Annotated in this window: 18 protein-coding genes; 13 read left to right on the forward strand and 5 right to left on the reverse strand. The window is 67.1% G+C overall.

Annotation, left to right across the window (positions count from 1 at the left end):
• The first annotated feature begins 21 nt into the window (after positions 1–21).
• On the forward strand, positions 22–783 hold the full coding sequence (locus KW830_RS02605) for a YdcF family protein (protein ID WP_066532868.1): 762 nt from the start codon (positions 22–24) through the stop codon (positions 781–783).
• Between the two features lie 126 nt (positions 784–909).
• Here KW830_RS02605 and KW830_RS02610 read toward each other — a convergent pair whose 3' ends face one another.
• On the reverse strand, positions 910–1,542 hold the full coding sequence (locus tag KW830_RS02610) for an FMN-dependent NADH-azoreductase (RefSeq protein WP_218331979.1): 633 nt from the start codon (positions 1,540–1,542) through the stop codon (positions 910–912).
• Between the two features lie 138 nt (positions 1,543–1,680).
• Here KW830_RS02610 and KW830_RS02615 point away from each other — a divergent pair, with 138 nt between their 5' ends.
• Positions 1,681–2,610, forward strand: coding sequence for a LysR family transcriptional regulator (locus tag KW830_RS02615; protein ID WP_218331980.1), 930 nt, complete (start codon positions 1,681–1,683; stop codon positions 2,608–2,610).
• 229 nt (positions 2,611–2,839) lie between these two features.
• Complete coding sequence (locus tag KW830_RS02620; protein WP_066532861.1) at positions 2,840–3,436, forward strand: alpha/beta hydrolase; 597 nt, start codon at positions 2,840–2,842, stop codon at positions 3,434–3,436.
• A 208-nt stretch (positions 3,437–3,644) separates the two neighbouring features.
• Here KW830_RS02620 and KW830_RS02625 read toward each other — a convergent pair whose 3' ends face one another.
• Entirely contained in the window at positions 3,645–5,348 is a 1,704-nt protein-coding gene (locus tag KW830_RS02625; protein ID WP_218331981.1) for a flagellinolysin, read from the reverse strand.
• Positions 5,349–5,704: 356 nt separating this feature from the next.
• On the opposite strand from KW830_RS02625, the gene KW830_RS02630 reads away from it, so the two are divergent.
• The 6 genes from KW830_RS02630 (at position 5,705) to KW830_RS02655 (ending at position 11,355) form a co-directional block, all read left to right on the forward strand.
• Entirely contained in the window at positions 5,705–6,706 is a 1,002-nt protein-coding gene (locus tag KW830_RS02630; protein WP_066532858.1) for a sulfate ABC transporter substrate-binding protein, read from the forward strand.
• A 116-nt stretch (positions 6,707–6,822) separates the two neighbouring features.
• Positions 6,823–7,722, forward strand: a complete 900-nt coding sequence (gene cysT, locus KW830_RS02635; protein WP_218331982.1) for a sulfate ABC transporter permease subunit CysT — start codon at positions 6,823–6,825, stop codon at positions 7,720–7,722.
• The gene (cysW, locus tag KW830_RS02640; protein WP_225608653.1) at positions 7,719–8,708 is read left to right on the forward strand and encodes a sulfate ABC transporter permease subunit CysW; all 990 of its coding nucleotides are present in this window, start codon (positions 7,719–7,721) and stop codon (positions 8,706–8,708) included. The genes cysT and cysW overlap by 4 nt, the downstream gene beginning before the upstream one ends.
• 32 nt (positions 8,709–8,740) lie before the next feature.
• Positions 8,741–9,868, forward strand: a complete 1,128-nt coding sequence (locus KW830_RS02645) for a sulfate/molybdate ABC transporter ATP-binding protein (RefSeq protein ID WP_066532854.1) — start codon at positions 8,741–8,743, stop codon at positions 9,866–9,868.
• 71 nt (positions 9,869–9,939) lie between these two features.
• Positions 9,940–10,440, forward strand: coding sequence for a disulfide bond formation protein B (locus KW830_RS02650; RefSeq protein ID WP_098066403.1), 501 nt, complete (start codon positions 9,940–9,942; stop codon positions 10,438–10,440).
• 99 nt (positions 10,441–10,539) lie between these two features.
• On the forward strand, positions 10,540–11,355 hold the full coding sequence (locus KW830_RS02655) for a pseudouridine synthase (RefSeq protein ID WP_218331983.1): 816 nt from the start codon (positions 10,540–10,542) through the stop codon (positions 11,353–11,355).
• Positions 11,356–11,420: 65 nt separating this feature from the next.
• Here KW830_RS02655 and KW830_RS02660 read toward each other — a convergent pair whose 3' ends face one another.
• Together KW830_RS02660 and KW830_RS02665 are read right to left on the reverse strand one after the other, a co-directional pair.
• Positions 11,421–12,092 carry a glutathione S-transferase gene (locus KW830_RS02660; protein ID WP_218331984.1) on the reverse strand — a complete coding sequence of 224 codons (672 nt, stop codon included), beginning with the start codon at positions 12,090–12,092 and terminating at the stop codon, positions 11,421–11,423.
• 233 nt (positions 12,093–12,325) lie between these two features.
• Positions 12,326–12,880, reverse strand: coding sequence for a DUF3455 domain-containing protein (locus KW830_RS02665; RefSeq protein ID WP_066533340.1), 555 nt, complete (start codon positions 12,878–12,880; stop codon positions 12,326–12,328).
• Positions 12,881–13,584: 704 nt separating this feature from the next.
• Between KW830_RS02665 and KW830_RS02670 the strand changes: the two genes are divergently transcribed.
• From KW830_RS02670 to KW830_RS02680, 3 genes are all read left to right on the forward strand, one after another.
• Entirely contained in the window at positions 13,585–14,169 is a 585-nt protein-coding gene (locus tag KW830_RS02670) for a sigma-70 family RNA polymerase sigma factor (RefSeq protein WP_218331985.1), read from the forward strand.
• 18 nt (positions 14,170–14,187) lie between these two features.
• Entirely contained in the window at positions 14,188–15,003 is an 816-nt protein-coding gene (locus KW830_RS02675; RefSeq protein ID WP_218331986.1) for an anti-sigma factor domain-containing protein, read from the forward strand.
• 350 nt (positions 15,004–15,353) lie between these two features.
• Positions 15,354–16,763, forward strand: coding sequence for a diguanylate cyclase (locus KW830_RS02680; protein WP_218331988.1), 1,410 nt, complete (start codon positions 15,354–15,356; stop codon positions 16,761–16,763).
• 105 nt (positions 16,764–16,868) lie between these two features.
• On the opposite strand, the gene KW830_RS02685 is transcribed toward KW830_RS02680, so the two are convergent.
• Positions 16,869–17,732 (reverse strand): LysR family transcriptional regulator, encoded by an 864-nt coding sequence (locus KW830_RS02685; RefSeq protein WP_066532845.1) that lies wholly within the window; start codon positions 17,730–17,732, stop codon positions 16,869–16,871.
• A 108-nt stretch (positions 17,733–17,840) separates the two neighbouring features.
• On the opposite strand from KW830_RS02685, the gene bla reads away from it, so the two are divergent.
• Positions 17,841–18,740: a class A beta-lactamase gene (gene bla, locus KW830_RS02690; protein WP_218331990.1), complete on the forward strand. Its 900-nt coding sequence runs from the start codon at positions 17,841–17,843 to the stop codon at positions 18,738–18,740.
• Positions 18,741–18,806 lie beyond the last annotated feature (66 nt).

Here is an 18,806-nt window from a genome sequence, read left to right on the forward strand (position 1 = left end):
CCTACCAAGAGAGGGAGTGAGATGTTTGTTCTGTCCAAATTGCTGTCGGCCGTCACCCAGCCGGCGTTCTGGCTGCTGCTGCTGTGGCTGTTGAGCTTGTTGTTGCCGGGGCGTTTGCAGCGGCTGGCGCGCAGGCTCCAGTGGACGGGTCTGGCGGCGCTGGCGCTGCTGGGTTTCCTGGCGCTGCCCGATGCCCTGGTGCGTCCGCTGGAAAACCGGTACCCAGTGCCTTCCGAAGCGCAACTGGCCCAGGCGGCCGGCGTGATTGTGCTGGGAGGCTCCTTCGAGCGGCCCGCGATTGCGCTGGACCACCAGCAGGTGCCGCTGGGGAACAGCGCCGAACGCATGACCGTACCGGCGGGCTGGATGCACCGCAACCCCCAGCTGCAGCTGGTGTTTTCCGGCGGTGAAGGGCGCTTGCTGACCACCGGGGTGACGGAAGCAGAAATGGCCGGCCAGTTCTACACCGAGCAGGGCCTGGACATGGGCCGCGTGCAACTGGAAAACGGCGCCCGCACCACCCGCGAAAACGCCCAGCGCGTGGCCGCCTTGCTGGGCGCGCGCTGCCAGCAGCCCTGGCTGCTGGTGACATCGGCCTGGCACATGCCGCGCGCCATGGAAGAGTTTGCCGCCACGGGCTGCCAGATCACCCCGTACCCGGTGGACTTCCTGACCGCGCAGACCACGCCGTGGACCGAGTATTCGCTGGCCCACGGCCTGCTGCGCTGGCAGGTCGCGCTGCACGAATGGCTGGGATTGCTGGCCTACCGCGTGACGCGCTGAAGGGCCTGCCCGCCAGGCGGCTAGGGTAGGGCCCTGGCACGCAGGCACAAAAAAGCCCCGCAGAGCGGGGCTGGAAAAAGGCGCGGTCTCGTCACAAGGGCGCCGGGAGCACAAACGTGCGGTGCATCAGGCGGCGACGGCCTCTTCGGCGGTGGTCACGGTCTGCACGTCCTTGGTGGCGCTGGCAAAGGCGGCGGCCACGGCATCGGGGCCCATGCCCAGGCCTTCGGCGCGGACGATGCGCACATCGGTGATGCCGAAGAAGCCCAGCACCACCTTCAGGTAGCTTTCCTGGTGTTCCATGGCTTCAGCGGCAGCGCTGGTGGAGTACATGCCGCCACGCGAGGAGGCGATGATCACGGTCTTGCCCTTGGCCAGGCCTTCGGGGCCGTTGGCGGTGTAGCGGAAGGTGCGGCCGGGCTGGGCCAGGCGGTCGATCCAGGCCTTCAGCTGGGTGGGGATGCTGAAGTTATAGAACGGAGCACCGATCACCACCACATCGGCAGCCAGGAATTGCTGCACCAGGCGTTCGGACACGGCGTTTTCCGTCACTTGCTCGGCGCTCAGACCTTCGGACTGGCCGGTGCGGGGGGCCATGGCGGCGGAGGTGAAGTGGTTGGGGGCCTCGGCCACCAGGTCCAGGTAGCTGACCTGGGTGTCAGCGTGCTTGGCCTTCCAGGCGTCGACGATCTGGGCCGTCAGCTTGCGCGAAGCAGAGTTGTTACCGTTGATGGAGGAGTCAATGTGCAGCAGTTGCATGGTGTTCCTTGGTATCCAGTGGTGTGTGAAGCACTTTGTGTGCGATGGATAGAGTGTGATTGCAGACACTATCTTTGATAAGCCTGCATTTTTGCGATAGATTGTTTCGTATTTGGAACAATCAGCCGGAGCCTTGCTGTGAATGACCTCAATGACATGCTGTACTTTGCCGAGGTGGTGGAGCGCGGCGGCTTTGCTGCGGCGGGCCGGGCGCTGAACATCCCGAAGTCCCGGCTGTCGCGCCGCATCTCGGAGCTGGAAGCCCGGCTGGGCGTGCGCCTGATGCAGCGCACCACGCGGCGGCTGGCGCTGACCGAGATCGGCGAGGCCTATCTGCGCCACTGCCAGGCCATGCGGGATGCTGCCGAGGCGGCGGCCGACACCGTGGCCCAGGTGCAGACCGAGCCGCGCGGCACGGTGCGGGTGAGCTGCCCGGTGACGCTGATGCAGACCGTGCTGGCCGAGCGCGTGCCGCAGTTTCTGCGCCTGTACCCGCGCGTGCGGCTGGAAGTGCGGGTGGCCAACCACCCGGTCAATCTGCTGGAAGAGGGCATCGATGTGGCGCTGCGCGTGCGGGACACGGTGGAGGACAGCGGCTCCATGGTGGTCAAGCGCCTGGATGTGGCGCGCAGCATCCTGGTGGCCGCCCCCTCGGTGCTGCAGGGCCAGTCCGTGCCCCAGGACCCCCAGGATCTGCAGGACCTGCCGGCCATTGCCATGTCGGCCCAGGAAGGCCTGTGCACCTGGAGCCTGGTGGGCCCGCGCGGCCAGAGCGAGCAGGTGCAGCACCCGGTGCGCTATGTGGCCGACGATCTGCTGTCGCTGAAGATGGCCGCGCTGCAGGGCGTGGGCATGTGCGTGATCCCGGACTATATGTGCACCGATGCGCTGCACGACGGCCGCCTGGTGCGGCTGCTGCCGCAGTGGAGCCAGCACCCCGGCATCGTGCACGCGGTGTTCCCGTCGCGGCGCGGGCTGTCGCCGGCAGTGCGCAGCTTTCTGGATTTTCTGGGGGAGATCATGCCCGGCACCAGCGCGCCGCAGGCCGAGGACGGCGCCTTCATCTAGGCCACCGGCGGTCTGCCGATCCGGTGGAACAGGGCCTTGGACCCGGGCGCTGACCCGGGCCGGACGCGGCCTGGGACCCGGGCACTGACCCGCATACTGAGCCGGTTTCAGGGGAGGTATCGGGTGCCCCGATCGCCGTGGCAGATGCTTATGCCTATATGGAAAGAAAAAATCCGTCGTTGGATTTGTGCGCCGTGCTGCCGACAATGCGCCCCAAGGAGCACACGCTATGGCGCAGCACACACGCATCATCATCGTCCCGGGCTGGCGGGATTCCGGCCCCGGCCACTGGCAGACCCTGTGGCAGGAGCAACTGCCGCAGGCCGAGCGCGTGGTGCAGGACGACTGGCTCACGCCCCGGCGGGATGCCTGGGTGCAGGCCCTGGAGCGGCTGATCCTGTCGCGGCCCGAACCGGTGGTCATTGCCGCCCACAGCCTGGGCTGCATCACCACCGCCCACCTGGGCGAAGAGGCCGCAGCCCGGGTGCAGGGTGCGCTGCTGGTGGCGCCCGCCGACCCCGAACGCCGTGGCGCCCTGGCCGACTTTGCCCCCGTACCCTATGCGCAGCTGCCCTACCGCAGCATTCTGGTGGCCAGCAATACCGACCCGTACTGTCCGGTGCGTCTGGCCGGGGCCTATGCCCGTGCCTGGGGCAGCGAATTTGTGCGCCTGCAGAACGCCGGTCACATCAATGTGGAATCGGGCCACGGCCACTGGCCGCTGGGCTGGGGTCTGCTGCAGTCGCTGCTGGAAGATGCCCGCGTGGCCGCAGAAGGCCTGCAGTCGGCGGCGCTGGCGCCACTGACCTTGTCGGCCCGGGCCTGAGCCTGGCGACAGAAAAGCTGCGGGGGAGGGCAGGCAGGTCAGCCCCATCACCCCGTTACCCCATCACTCCGCCACCCCGTCCCCCTGAAGACCGGCACCACCTTCAATACCGGCGCTGCACACCAGGGCACGCTGGCCGGAGTGCAGAACGCAAAAAAGGCCTCCATGCGGACATGGAGGCCTTGGCACACGCCGCTGCCGGGCGTGCTCAGCCCAGCAGGGCCAGCACGGACTGGGGCCGCTGGTTGGCCTGGGCCACCATGGCCGTGCCGACCTTCTGCAGGATCAGCGTGCGCGACAGCGCCGCCGTTTCCTGGGCGTAGTCCGCATCCACAATGCGCCCCCGGCTGGCCGAGAGGTGCTCGGTGCTGGTCTGCAGATGGGCCACGATGCTGTCGAAGCGCGACATCTGGGCACCGATCTTGGTCCGCTGGCCGTTGGCGTAGTCCAGCGCCTGGTCGATGCGGCGCAAGGCCTTGGTGGCGCCCGCGGCGGTGCTGATGTCCAGGTCCTCCAGCCCCATGGCCCCCAGGTTCATGCTGCCGACCTTGGCGTAGACATAGTCACCGGAGTTGGCGCCCACCTGGAATCCCAGTGTGCGGCCATAGTCGCCCCGGCTGCCCTTCACGGCATCCCCCCAGTCCTCGACAAAACCGGCCAGTGCGTCTTCACCGCTGTGCGTGCCCACGCTGTTGACGACGTTCTCCGGGCTCATGGCCGGGCCGCCATCGACGTCCGCGCCGCCGACGGCGCCCACATCGGTGTTGCCCAGGTCGAAGCTGGCGATGAACGCGGCCTTGTCGGCGTTGTACTTGCTGTAGAAGTCCGCACGGTCGGCGAATGCCCCGTGGCTGTATGTCGCGAGGGCGGCATCCAGGGTCAGGCCGGGCGTGGTTTGCAGGGCCTGGAGCACGTCGCTGATCCCGGCGCCCCCGGCGGCCTTGATCTCTTCGTGCATGTACCGCACCGCGGCGTAGCCGGAGGCATAGTCCAGGCTGCTGGAGCCCCAGGCCGTGAGGTCGTCGTTGACGATGTCGTTGATGGGGTGGGAGGCAATGCGCTCATCGCCGCCGTGGATGAACTCGGCCGCGCCCTCGATGAACCACAGGTTGCTGGTGTCGGAACGCAACTCCCCCCAGCTTTGCCCCGTGGCCATGATGGCGTGCGTCATCTCGTGCGCGATGATGCGGTCGTAGTAGACCGGGCCGCTGCCACCGTCCAGCGAGGTGCTGCTGGTGAAGTCCGCCATGTCCAGTTCCATGCGGATGTTCGACCCCGGCCCGCTGGCGCCGACCGATGACCATACGCGTGCCGCCACGCCGCCCGCGCCATCGATGCTGTCGGTGAACTCGAACTTGATGGTCTGCCCGGTGGCCTCGATACCGAAGTACTGCTTGATCATGGCTTCGGCGTTTTCCAGCCAGCCGCCTTGCAGCCCGTCGATCGCCGCCTCGATGCTGGGGTCACCGGAGCCGACGACCTTGGTGCGGCTGGGCGCGAAGATGTATTCGCCGTTGAACTGGCTGCTGATGCCGATGCGGTCGATTTCACGCTTGAGCTGAGCCACCTCGCCTTGCAAGGCCTGGCGGTCCTGGTCGCTGTTGGTGAAGTTGATGGACTGCACCGCCAGTTCGCGCATGCGCTGCAGCATGTCGCCGACCTTGCTGATGGAGCCTTCTGCCGTCTGCAGCATGGAGATGCCGTCGTTGGCATTGCGCGCGGCCTGCTGCATGCCGCGCACCTGGCTGAACATGCGCTCGGAAATGGCCAGGCCGGCAGCATCGTCCTTGGCGCTGTTGACCCGCAGCCCGCTGGACAGGCGCTGCATGGTGGTCGACAGCCCCGCCTGGCTGTGGCTGAGGCTGCGCTGTGCGTTCAGGGACGCGATGTTGGTGGAAATGCTCAGGGCCATACATCTCCCTGTTTACGGCGCAGGGCCGGTGTCCGGCAGGGCGCAGCCCTTCCGTACCGCGTGCCGCAAGGGAGGAAAAACAACACAGACATCAACCGGATCCTTTCAGGGTTCACCGTAACAAGTCGTAAAGACGTTTGTACGGGTTTCGACATGTCTATAAAAAAATTGAGACATATAGAGAAAAACGATGAGGAAAGGCGTGTGGCTGTGGCCTGGGCGGTGGGCGCAATAGGCTCTTTATTTCAAAATTCGATAAATTTAAAAGAATATATTCTTTTGAGTTTTAAACAGGCGTCTTCACAATGGCTGTATCCATAAACAAAACGACACGTTCGTTCTTGCAGGCAGACACCATGACCTCTTTGAAGCTCAAGACCCTTTTGGCCACTCTCGCACTGGCAGCCAGCGGCGTGGCGTCGGCGCAGGACCAATTGCTGAACGTCTCGTACGACGTGGCCCGTGAGTTCTATAAGGACTACAACCAGGCTTTCGCGGCCCACTACAAAAAGACCACCGGCAAGGACATCAAGATCGACCAGTCGCACGGCGGCTCCAGCGCCCAGGCGCGCGCCGTGAACGACGGTCTGGCGGCCGATGTGGTGACCTTCAACACCACCACCGACGTCGACTTCCTGGCCGCCAACGGTGTGGTCGCCAAGGACTGGGCCAAGAAATTCCCCAACGATGCATCGCCCACCACCTCGACCATGCTGTTCCTGGTGCGCAACGGCAACCCCAAGAACATCAAGGACTGGAAGGACCTGACCCGCCCCGACGTGAAGGTGGTGGTGGTCAACCCCAAGACCGGTGGCAATGGCCGTTACGCCTATCTGGCGGCCTGGGGTTCGGTGCGTGAAGCCGGCGGCACGGACGCGCAGGCGCAGGAATTCGTCAAGCAGCTCTACAAGAACGTGCCCGTGCTGGGCAAGGGCGGCCGCGACGCGACCAGCATCTTCCTGCAACGCAACATCGGCGACGTGCTGATCACCTTCGAATCCGAAGTGATCTCGGTGGACCGCGAATTCGGCCAGGGCAAGGTGGATGCGGTCTACCCCTCGTCCTCCATCGTGGCGGAGAACCCCGTGGCCGTGGTCGAGCGCACCGCCGCCAAGAAGGGCTCGGGCCAGCTGGCCAAGGCCTATCTGGACTATCTGTACTCGGATGAAGCCCAGGAAATCGCGGCCAAGCATGCGCTGCGCCCCCGCTCGGAAGCGGTGCTCAAGAAGCACGCCGCCGTGTTCAAGCCGCTCAAGCAGTTCACGGTGGGCAAGTACTTCGGCTCGCTGACGGAGGCACAGAAGGTGCACTTCAACGACGGCGGCAAGTTCGACGAGATCTACACCCCCGGTAAGTAAGCGCCGGACCCGCCTGCCACCCCGGTGGCTGGTGGGCACTGCCAGCGCCGAGAGCATGCTGTGGGCACTGCGCGACCGATAACTACAACGATTCTTCTGGCTGTTTGGGAACCTTCATGTCCGCTGCGATTCCTTCCAGCCCAGCGCCTGGCGCCACCACCTCCACACCTTCCGGGGCGCGACGGGGTGGGGGCGCCAAGCGCGTTCTGCCCGGCTTCGGGCTGACGCTGGGCTATACGCTGTTTTACCTGAGCATCATTGTGCTGATCCCGCTGTCAGCCCTGTTGTTCAAGACCTTTGCACTCACCTGGCCGCAGTTCTGGGATGCCGTGACCGCCCCGCGCGTGATGGCGTCCTACCGGCTGACCTTTGGAGCCAGTTTTCTGGCCGCCCTGGTGAATCTGGTGTTCGGTCTGCTGGTGGCCTGGGTGCTGGTGCGCTACCAGTTCCCCGGCAAGAAGATTGTCGATGCGCTGGTGGACCTGCCGTTTGCGCTGCCCACCGCCGTGGCCGGCATCTCCCTGACCGCCTTGCTGGCCGGCAACGGCTGGGTGGGCCAGTACCTGGAGCCGCTGGGCATCCAACTGGCGTTCAACCCCAACGGGGTGGTGATTGCGCTGATCTTCATTGGCCTGCCCTTTGTGGTGCGCACGGTGCAGCCTGTGCTCGAAGACTCCGAAAAGGAGCTGGAAGAGGCGGCCACCAGCCTGGGTGCCTCGCGCTGGCAGATCTTCTACAAGGTGATCCTGCCCGCCATCACGCCGGCCTTGCTGACCGGTTTTGCCATGGCCTTTGCCCGCGCCCTGGGTGAATACGGCTCGGTGATCTTCATTGCCGGCAACATGCCCATGGTCTCCGAAATCACGCCGCTGATCATCATCGGCAAGCTCGAACAGTACGACTACACCGGTGCCACCGCCGTGGCCGTGGTGATGCTGGTCTTCTCCTTTGCCATGCTGCTGGTCATCAACGCCCTGCAGGCCTGGCAGCGTCGCCATTCGGGAGCACCCGCATGAATCTGAATTTCAACGAACAGCACTATTTCCTGTTCCAGGTGCTGGGCGCCATCCTGGTGGCGGTGCTGCTGGCCTACCGGCTGACGGCCCCCAAGAAGGGCGCCAAGCCCGAGAAAGTGACGACCACCGAGTCGCGCGCCGTGCGCTGGATCCTGACCGGTGTGGCGCTGGCCTTCATCGCCCTGTTCCTGGTGCTGCCGCTGGCTGCTGTGTTCACCGAGGCGCTGCGCAAGGGCTGGAGCGCCTACCTGGACGGTCTGCGCGAGCCCGATGCCTGGTCGGCCATCAAGTTGACCCTGATCACGGCCGTCATTGCCGTGCCGCTGAACCTGGTGTTCGGCGTGGCCGCGGCCTGGTGCATTGCCAAGTACGAGTTCAAGGGCAAGGCCTTCCTGACCACGCTGATCGATCTGCCGTTCTCCATCTCGCCGGTGGTGGCGGGCCTGATGTACGTGCTGGTGTTTGGCGCCAATGGCTGGCTCGGTCCCTGGCTGCAGGCCCATGACATCAAGATCATCTTCGCCGTGCCAGGCATCGTGCTGGCGACCGTGTTCGTGACCTTCCCCTTCATTGCCCGGGAGCTGATCCCGCTGATGCAGGCGCAGGGCAATGACGAGGAGCAGGCCGCCATCGTGCTGGGTGCCAGCGGCTGGCAGACCTTCTGGCATGTGACGCTGCCCAACATCAAGTGGGGCCTGCTGTACGGGGTGATTCTGTGTAACGCCCGTGCCATGGGCGAGTTCGGTGCGGTGTCGGTGGTCTCCGGCCACATCCGCGGCCAGACCAACACCATCCCGCTGCATGTCGAAATTCTCTACAACGAATACCAGTCCGTCGCCGCGTTTGCCGCTGCCTCGCTGCTGGCGCTGCTGGCCCTGGTGACACTGGTCATCAAGACCGTGGCCGAGTGGAAATCCGAACAACAGCGCAAGGCTGCCGCCGAGCTGCCGCCCGAGCGCCCGACCCCCGTGACCGTCCAGCCCTGAAGGCCGGCGCTGCAACCGAATCCGAGAACACCATGAGCATCGAAATCCGCAATGTCAGCAAGCAGTTTGGCGACTTCCAGGCCCTGCGCGATGTCAGCCTCGATATCAAGTCGGGCGAACTGATCGCGCTGCTGGGCCCGTCGGGCTGCGGCAAGACCACGCTGCTGCGCATCATCGCCGGGCTGGAAACACCCGATGTGGGCAGCATCCATTTCAGCGGCGCTGACACCACCGACGTGCATGTGCGCGACCGCAACGTGGGCTTTGTCTTCCAGCACTACGCGCTGTTCCGCCACATGACCGTGTTCGAGAACGTGGCCTTCGGCCTGCGCGTGAAGCCGCGCAGCGAACGCCCCAGCGAAGCCCAGATCAAGGAGAAGGTGATGAACCTGCTCAAGCTGGTGCAGCTGGACTGGATTGCCGACCGCTTCCCCTCGCAGCTGTCCGGCGGCCAGCGCCAACGTATCGCCCTGGCGCGCGCGCTGGCGGTGGAGCCCAAGGTGCTGCTGCTGGACGAGCCGTTCGGCGCGCTGGACGCCAAGGTGCGCAAGGAGCTGCGCCGCTGGCTGCGCCGTCTGCACGACGAGCTGCATGTGACCTCCATCTTCGTGACCCACGACCAGGAAGAGGCGTTGGAAGTGGCCGACCGTGTGGTCGTCATCAACAAGGGCAAGATCGAACAGGAAGGCACGCCGCAGCAGGTGTGGGACAACCCGGCCAGCCCGTTTGTCTACGGCTTCCTGGGCGATGTGAACCTGTTCAAGGGCCGCGCCAGCGATGGCCGCGTCTACCTGGACGAGGGCCTGCAGCTGGAGAGTGCCGAGGCCAATGGCGCGTCCAACTCCAACGCCTTTGCCTATGTGCGCCCGCACGACCTGGACGTGGAGCGTTATTCGTCCGGGCAGAATGTGGACCTGCAGGGTCGCCCCACCGGCATCGTGGTGCAGCTGGCGCGCGCGATTGTGGTGGGCCCCATCGCACGCCTGGAACTTATTCCCGCCGATGGCACCCAAGCAGCGGACAATGGTGGCGAAGATCAGCTGATCGAAGCCCAGATTCCCGCACAGCAGTTCCATGAGATGGCGCTGCGCGAAGGGGAGACCCTGGTGGTCACCCCGCGCCGCGCCAAGGTGTTCGTGGACGCCGCTGCCGGTATCTGAGGGTAGGCATCCTGCATGGGGCAGGGCGCCTGCCCGGCCCCGGGCCTGGAGTTGGCCAGACAAGGATGGACATGCAGTTTGTAAATACCCTCAGCCAGGCCCCGCGCCGCGTGCTGGCCCTGATCAGCCTGGCCTGTGTGGCCCTGCTGGCGTTTGGCATGTACCTGCAGCATGTGCAGGGGCTGGAGCCGTGCCCCATGTGCATCGTGCAGCGCTATGCGCTGGTGCTGGTGGCGGTGCTGACCGGCCTGGCCAGCCTGCGCCCGAACAAGGGCTGGTGGATGGGCTGGGGCGTGCTGGCGCTGCTGGCCAGCGGCTTCGGCGCCTTCGTGGCCGCGCGCCAGAGCTGGCTGCAGTGGTACCCGCCCGAATTCGCCAGCTGCGGCCGCGATTTCTACGGCATGATCGAAAACTATTCCCTCAGCCGCGCCATCCCCATGATCTTCCGGGGTTCGGGCGACTGCACGGCGATCGACTGGACCTTCCTGGGCGGCTCGATTGCCAACTGGTCCTTTGTCTGCTTTGTGCTGTTCTTCGGGGTGATTGCCACCTTGCTGGTGCGCCGCCGCTGAGCACGGACCGCACGCGACACGCGCTGCACAGCCCCGGCATGCCGGGGCTTTTTTGTGGCCGCGTGCAGCGGCCCCACTTGGCGCGACAATCTCCACCCCATGCCCCAGTACATCCTTTTTCACAAGCCCTATGGCGTGCTGTCCCAGTTCACGCCGGAGGACGGTGCCCGTTCGCTGGCCGAGTTCGACCTGCCGCCCGGCGTCTACCCGGCGGGGCGGCTGGACAAGGACTCCGAAGGCCTGCTGCTGCTGACCGATGACGGGCCGCTGATCGAGCAGCTGCTGCACCCGCGCTACCAGAAGCCCAAGACCTACTGGGTGCTGGTGGAGCGCCTGCCCGACGCGGCGGCGCTGGAAAAGATGCGGGCCGGTCTGCGCATCGAGGACTACACCACCTTGCCCTGCGAGGTGCAGCTGCTGGACCCCCAACCCGCGGTGGCGCCGCGCGACCCGCCGGTGCGGGTGCGCAAGAGCGTGCAGGACTGGTGGCTGGCCATCACCGTGGTGGAAGGCAAGAACCGCCAGGTGCGCAAGATGACTGCCGCCATCGGCCACCCCACGCTGCGCCTGCAGCGCCGCAGCATTGCCAACCTGGAGCTGGGGGATCTGGCGCCGGGGCAGTGGAGGGCCATAGCGCGCGCAGATATCCACTGGGGAACGGACGCGGCGGGCACGCCGGCGGACCGCACGACGGCCGGCGGTGTGGCCGTGCGCTACCGCAGCCCGGGCGAGCGCCCGCGTGACGTGCCGCGCAGTGGCGACCGCCGTAGTGCAGGCAGTGCCGGTCGCAACGATTCAGGCAGTGCGCGGGCGGGGGATGGAAAGCGCAATGAGAAGGGCAATGGCAATGGCGGCCGCAGCCGCAATGCCGCGCCGACCCGCCAGCCGGGCAGCTGGTTCACATCCAAGAAGTGAGCGCAGGGGCGCAGGGCCTGCGCCGGCGAGGAGGGGGCAGGCAGTCGCAGCCTGGCCCGGGGCGCTCAGTCCGATTCCACGCTGGCCGCGCTGAACAGCGGGCCGGTGGTGCCGGCCACCCAGCCGGGGTAGGTTTCCATCACTTCGGCAAACAGGGCCGAATCGATCCAGCGCTGCAGCCAGTCCTGCAGGTGGGGCCAGGGCTGTTCGGCCCACTGGGCCTCGTCGATGCGGGCGAACTGGCGCACAAAGGGGCGCAGCGCCATATCGGCCAGGCTGGGGTTCAGGCCGAACAGGTAGCCGGTGTCGGCCAGCTGGTCGTCCAGCGCGGCCAGCCAGGTGATGGCGTCGGCCTGGGCCTGGTTCACTTCCTCGGCGCTGTAGCGCTCCGGGTATTTGCAGCGGTCCAGGGCCTGCTTGAAGAAGCCGTCGTTGCGGGCGATCAGGGCCAGCATGTCGTCCAGGCTGCCGGCGGTGGGGGCCAGCCAGGCATCGGGGTCGTTGCTGCGCAGCGCGTGCAGCATGACTTCCAGGCTCTGGTCGATCACCGTGCCGTCGGCCAGCACCAGCACCGGCACCGTGCCCTTGGGCGAGGCATCCAACAGCGCCTGGGGCTTGGCACGCAGATTCACTTCCCGCAGTTCGCAGGCCAGCCCGGCATGTGCCAGCGCCAGACGGGCGCGGATGGCGTAGGGGCAGCGGCGGAAGGAATACAGAACGGGCAAGGTGGTGGACATGGAGGAGCCAGGGAGGGCACAGGGCCCGAGTCAGGAAGCCGGGGATGATAGCCGGTTGGCGCCGCTCCTGTGGGGCGCTGCGTTTTGGCGGGAGGTCTGGCGCGGGCGGCCGCACCTTGCCAGCCTGCCGCCAGCCCTCCGCAAGCCCATCCAAAGTGGTAGGGCGCCATGGACAGGGATGGCCCCGGGCACCCCCTAGCTGGCGGTGGGGAGGTACGCCCGGGGCAGCCCGGTCAGGCGGCTTTCCAGAAAATATAGTCGGCCTGGTAGGGCACCACCTGCTTGCTGCCCAGGTTGGCTGCGCTGCAGGCCATGGCGGGTGCGACCCCGCCCTTGGTGGCCACGCGCTGGATGTAGGTCACGCCCTGCATGGCGCCCATGCCCATGGCCGGGTTGGCCTTGACCAGCTGCAGCGGGATGTTGCCCATGCCGGCAGGGGCCACGGCCACCTGGGTCGCGGTGACCTTGGAGCCGTCGTTGTTCTCCCAGGTGGCGGGCGGGCCCCAGTATTTGCCGATGACCGATCCGCTGCGGGTCTGCAGCTTGGCATCGGGGCCGACAAACACCCATTCGTGCTCGGAGGCCATGTCCTTCTTGGCGCGGCATTCATAGGTGATCTGGCCGATACCCACGGTTTCCATGGCCACTTTGTGGCCCGCCGGAACCTGCACGGGGGCGGGCAATGCGGACTGCGAATACATGGGATGGGGACCCATGGACGAACAGGCGGTCAGGCCCAGTACCGAGGCACAGACGGCGGCCAGTGGGAATGCATGTAGCGGTTTCATGAGAATTTCCTCGAACAAGGTGGACAAGAAACGCACCGGGCAAATGGGCTGGCTGCCCCGGTACTGCTGCGCGCCAGCCCCCGAACGGCGGTGCGTTCGCGGGCACGGTGCGTTCCAACGTTGAAACCCGTGCGCCTGGCGGGCAGGGTGTCAGCGGCGGCCGGATGGCGCGCGACCTGGGTGAGGTCGTGGCGCTCCAAAGAGGGAAGGAGGTCCCGGCAGGCAGGGCCGGCGGCATGTGCCGGCTCCCAGGACTGTGGGCGGGAAGAGGTGTCCAGGGTCTGGGTTGGAGCGCTGCCCTGTGCCGGCGCCGCATTCCCCAGCAGCATGGCGGGCGCCGTGGCGGGCCGCACGCCGCTGGCGCCCGGAACGCCGCAGCGTGGGACCAGGGGGGAAGGACAGCCTGCAAACCAGTGGAGGGGCACGGTGACTCCTTGTGGACGGTGGGCGGTGGCCATTGGCGGCGCTTGGGAGCACTTGGTAGTGCTTGGAGGCCGCTGGTGGCAGTGCCCGACACTGGCTATACGCAGGCGGGGAGGCCGTGGATTCAGGTTTTTGAAAAATATTTTGTGTGCACATTCCCCCGTGGGCCGCATCCACTGGTCGCGATGCTGCGTACAGGAGGAGAGGCAAGGCCGGTAATCCGCCTTGGCGGCAATCCAACAGCGCCGCATGCCGCCAGTGCTTGTGCGCACAATGGCTGTATGAGCGCATCTACACCGGACCACGAACTGATGGACTTACTCGACCGCGTCGCCCGCCGGGAGGAACCGGCGCTCAAGCTGCTGTACGACCAGACGGCTGCGCGGCTGTACGGGCTGGCGCTGCGCATCGTCGGCAACCGGGAGTGGGCCGAGGATGTGCTGCAGGAGAGTTTTCTGGGCATCTGGCGCAATGCCGGGGCCTACCGTGCCTCGCTGAGCCCGCCGCTGGCCTGGATGGGCTTGCTGGTGCGCAGCCGAGCCCTGGATTTCCTGCGCCGGCGCCGGGCCGAGCGCCTGCATCTGCAGGTGGCGATCGACGATCTGGCCGAGATCGATGCGCTCGCCCAGGAGCAGATGGCCCCGGGCCCCCAGCAGGGGGCCGAGGCCAGCGAACAGGCGGCCGCGCTGCACCAGTGCCTGCAGCGGCTGGAGCATGCCCAGCGCCAGGTGGTGAGCCTGGCCTATCTGCGGGATCTGAGCCACAGCGAGCTGGCCAGCACCTTGAAGCTGCCGCTGGGCACCGTGAAGACCTGGATGCGGCGCAGCCTGGAGCAATTGCGCAAGTGCATGGCCCGCCATGTCTGAGTGTGAGGAGTGTTCACCATGCATCTGACCCGCAACCCTGAACTGCTTGACCGCCTGGCGGCGGCCTATGCGCTGGGTACGCTGCGCGGCGGGGCGCGCCGACGCTTCGAGCAGCTGGCGCGCGACCATGCCCAGGTGCGGGCGGCCGCGCTGCTGTGGCAGGGCCGCTGGTCCGCGTTTTCCGAGGTGCAGACGCCGGTGCAGCCGGACGCGGCGGTCTGGACCCGCATTGCCAACCTGGTGCTGGCCGACCAACAGCAGGCCCAATGGAGGGCGCAGCGCAGTGCCGCTGAGGCCGCGCCCCAGGTGGGGAAGCTGGGGCAGGCGCTGTCCTGGTGGCGCGGGCTGGCGCTGGCGGGCAGCCTGGCCACGGTGGTGGCGGTGTCGGTGGGGCTGTGGACGCACCACGGGCTGCAGCAGAGCACGCAGCAGCAGCTGTCGGCGCTGCGCACCGAGCTGCAGACCACGCAGGCCGCCTTGCAGGCGGCCCCCCAGATTCAGTATGTGGCCGTGCTGGCGGACGGCAAGGCCGATGCCTCCATGCTGGTGACCTTCGACCCCCGGCACAACCAGCTGGTGCTGCAGCGGGTCAGCGGCTTTCGGGAAGCGGAGAGCAAGTCGCTGCAGCTGTGGGCCCTGCCGCCGCAGGGCGCACCGCGCTCCCTGGGCGTGGTGGGCGAGGGCCGGGTGGCGCAGCTGGCGGTGCAGGAGACCGATGTCAAGGCGGTTCCAACCCTGGCGATCAGCCTGGAGCCCAAGGGCGGCGTGCCCAGCGCCACCGGGCCTACGGGGCCGGTGCTGTTCACCGGGGCGCTGATTCGCCGGGACCTGTGAGGCCTGGAGCTGCCGCTTCGCCGCGCCGCGCGGTGCGGGCCGGTACGCGGTCCATCGGTCCCCGGTCCATCGCTGTGCCGTCCATCGACAGGGCGCACAGCGACGCAGGCCCTGTGCGACATTGGCTGCACTTTGCCGCCATGCGCCAGGTGGGTGCAGGGTACCTGCGGGCGATATTTGGGGGAGAAACAGGCGATTTGTCGGTTTTATCTGATTACACGTAGATACAGATTGTGGTTCTATCGGGGTGGGTGACAGCCGGTTCTCAGTGCTACGTGTGGCTTGTGCATCGATGCGGGACACCACGACATGGAATGGCGGCCGGTGCAGTTGCCGGCGAGGGGGTGTTGATGCCTGCATTCGAGATTCGTGCCAATCGGGTGGCGGCCGGCTTCAGACTGGAGCATGCCGTCCTGGGGGCCACGGTGCTGGTGGCGTGCGCGGTGGCCACCACCAGCAAGTCGCCCAGTCTGCTGTCTTTTTTCTGGCTGTCCAATGCGCTGATGCTGGGACTGATTGTGCGCTTCCCGGTCATGGCGCAGCCGCAGGGCTGGGGGCTGGCCACGCTGGGCTTTCTGCTGGGCAGCTATGCCGGCGAAGGCTGGTTTCTGAAGGTGCTGCTGCTGACGCTGGCCAACCTGGGGGGGATCGCCTGCGGCTGGCTGTACCTGCGCCAGCATGCTGCGAGCGTGGTCCAGATGCGCTCGCCGGTGGGGGTGTTCCATGTGGTGGTGGGTGTGTGCATCGCCAGTGCCGTGGGTGCGCTGCTGGGGGGCGGGGCCATGCAGTACCTGCTGCAGCGCAGCTGGCAGCGCACGGCCATGATGTGGTTTGGTGCGGAGATGATGCACATGTGCCTGATCATTCCCCTGCTGCTGAATGTGCCGCCGCTGGGCGCGGCCCGGCGCCTGTGGCGCAGCGGCGAGCGGGCATGGGGGCGGTCCGTGGCGCCGCTGGCGGTGCTGGTGGTGCTGATGGGCGTGGGCCTGTACATCGGCGGGCCCGGGGTACCGCTGCTGCTGCTGCCCGGCCTGGTGCTGTGCGCGCTGAGCTACCGGGTGTTCACGGTGTCGCTGCTGTGCTTTCTGGCCGGCAGCTGGCATGTGTTCCTGCTGGTGCTCAAGGACTTCGATTTCAGCTCCCAGAACGCCGAAGCCGCCATGTCCATGCGCCTGGGCCTGTCCATGCTGAGTGTGACCCTGCTGACCGTGGCCTGTGCGCGCAACCACTGGGGCGACGCCATGGCCCGGCTGGAGCATTCGTCCACCCACGACCACCTGACCGGCATGCTGACCCGGGCGGCTTTCAGCGAGCAGGCCCACCGCATCCTGGCGCGGCTGGCCCATGGCCGCCAACCGGTAGCCCTGCTGATGCTGGACCTGGACTGGTTCAAGCGCGTCAACGACACCTATGGGCATGCGGCCGGGGATGTGGTGCTGCAGGCAGTGAGCCGCACGGTGGTGCAGTCGCTGCGGCCGCACGAGCTGCTGGGGCGCATGGGCGGGGAGGAGTTTGCCCTGCTGCTGCCCGGTGCCGACGCCCAGGAAGCCAGTGCGACGGCCGAGCGGTTGTGCGCCGCCATCCGGGCTCTGACTATCGAGGTGGACGAGGGCAAGACGCTGCGCCCTACGATCAGCATCGGCGTGGTGGCGCTGGATGCCACCGACACGCTGACGCTGAGCGTGCTGCTGAGGAAGGCCGATCTGGCGCTGTACAGCGCCAAGGAAAATGGCCGGGATGGCTTCTGCCTGAGCGCCTGATCGACTGCCCAAGTGCCCGAACACCTGAGCGCTGGTGCTTGTGTGCTGTTGTGCTTCGGTACGCTGGAGCGTCTGGAGGGCAGGCGTTGTGCCGGTCTGCGGGGTTTACGCCGTCTGGGCCTGGGCCAGCAGCCACTGGCGCACGTCCTCCAGCGCCGGCGATGCCGCGCGCGTGCGCGGCTGGGTGAACCAGTAGGCGCCGGCAGGCACCGTCAGCGCAAACGGCTGCACCAGCCGGCCGGCACGCAGCAGGTGGGTGAACATGGCCGGGGGCAGAAGGGCCACGCCGGCGCCCTGGGCGGCGGCTTCGGCCAGGGCGATGGAGCTGTCGAACTGCGGGCCGGCGGCGCGCAGGGTGGCCACTTCGGCGGCCTGGCACCACTGCTCCCATTCCGCGGTGCGAAAAGAGCGCAGCAGCGTCTGGCCGCGCAGATCGCCCGGCTGGCGCAGGTGCTCGGCAATGGCCGGGGCGCACAGCGGGGTCAGCGGCGCGTGCACCAGCAGATCGGCTTGCAGGCCGTGCCAGGCACCGTCGCCAAAGCGGATGGCCGCGTCCAGCCCTTCTGCATTCAGGTCCACGCGGTTGTTGTGGGTCTGCATGCGCAGGTCGATATGCGGGTGGCGGGTCTCAAAGTCGGCCAGCCGGGGCAGCAGCCAGCCCACGGCGAACGTGCCCACCACGCCCAGGGTCAGCACCTCGCGCGGGCGGTCGTTGCGCAACTGGCCCAGGGCGCGCTCCAGCCGGCCAAAGCAGTCGGCCACCACGGGCCACAGGGCCTGGCCTTCGTCGGTCAGGGCCAGACCGCGCGGCAGACGCCGGAACAGCGGCGTGCCCAGCTGTTCTTCGAGCTTGCGGATATGCTGGCTGACAGCGGTCTGGGTGACGTGCAGCTCGTGGGCGGCGCGCGTCAGATTCAGGTGGCGGGCCGCACTGTCGAACGCGCGCAGGGCATTCAATGGCAGGTGCATGGGGGTGGAGGTATAAGTTTTTCTAGGGTTTGTTCTGCCATCTTAACGTTGGTCAGCGTTGGCGCACTCCGGTAAGGTAGCAGGTGTTATCAAGAAGAGGAGCACGCTATGCACAGAAGAATTTGGCTGCAAAGCAGTCTGGCCCTGAGCGCCACCTGGTTGGCCGGGTGTGCAGGTATGCAGAAAAACTCGGGTCTGGAGGCGGATGATGCCTCCCACCCGCTGGCGCAGATCGAGGCCCGCACCGGGGGGCGCCTGGGCGTGGCGGTGATCGACACCGCCAACGGTCGTCAGTGGCAGTACCGGGGCAGCGAGCGCTTTCCCATGTGCAGCACCTTCAAGCTGCTGCTGGCCGCCCAGATGCTGCAGCGCGACCAGCAGGGGCTGGACAGCCTGCAGCAGCGCGTGACCTACCCGCGCAGCGCGCTGGTGCCGTATTCGCCCACCACCGAGGCCCATGCCGATGGCGCCGGGCTGACGGTGGCCGAGCTGTGCGAAGCCACCGTGGTGCTGAGCGACAACACCGCCGCCAACCTGCTGCTGGCCCGCCAGGGTGGCCCGCAGGGGCTGACCCAGTGGCTGCGCGACATGGGCACCATGCACACCCGCCTGGACCGGCTGGAGCCGGCGCTCAACAGCGCCACCCCGGGCGACGAGCGCGACACGACCACACCGCTGTCCATGGCGCGTGCCGTGGTGGCGCTGGCCAAGGGCCCGCACCTGGATGCCGGTCACCAGGCGCAGCTGCTGCAGTGGCTCAAGGCCAGCCCCACGGGCGCCAAGCGGCTGCGCGCCGGCATGCCGCCGGGCTGGCTGGTGGGCGGCAAGACGGGAACGGGCGACAACGGTACGGCCAATGATGTGGTGCTGGTCTGGCCCCACCACCGTCCGCAGCCGCTGGTGGTCAGTGCCTATCTGACGCAGACGCCGCAGCTGGCGCCGGCCGCACGCGATGCGGCGCTGGCCGAGGTAGGCCAGGCGGTGGCGCACTGGTTCCGGCGTTTCTGAGCCTTTACGGTTGGAGGCGCGGCGGCTGCCGGCTGTGTGCCGGGGCCGCCCCCCCAAAAGAAACCA

Origin of the sequence: Comamonas sp. CMM03, assembly GCF_019218715.1 — a bacterium.
Classification (GTDB): domain Bacteria; phylum Pseudomonadota; class Gammaproteobacteria; order Burkholderiales; family Burkholderiaceae_C; genus Comamonas; species Comamonas terrigena.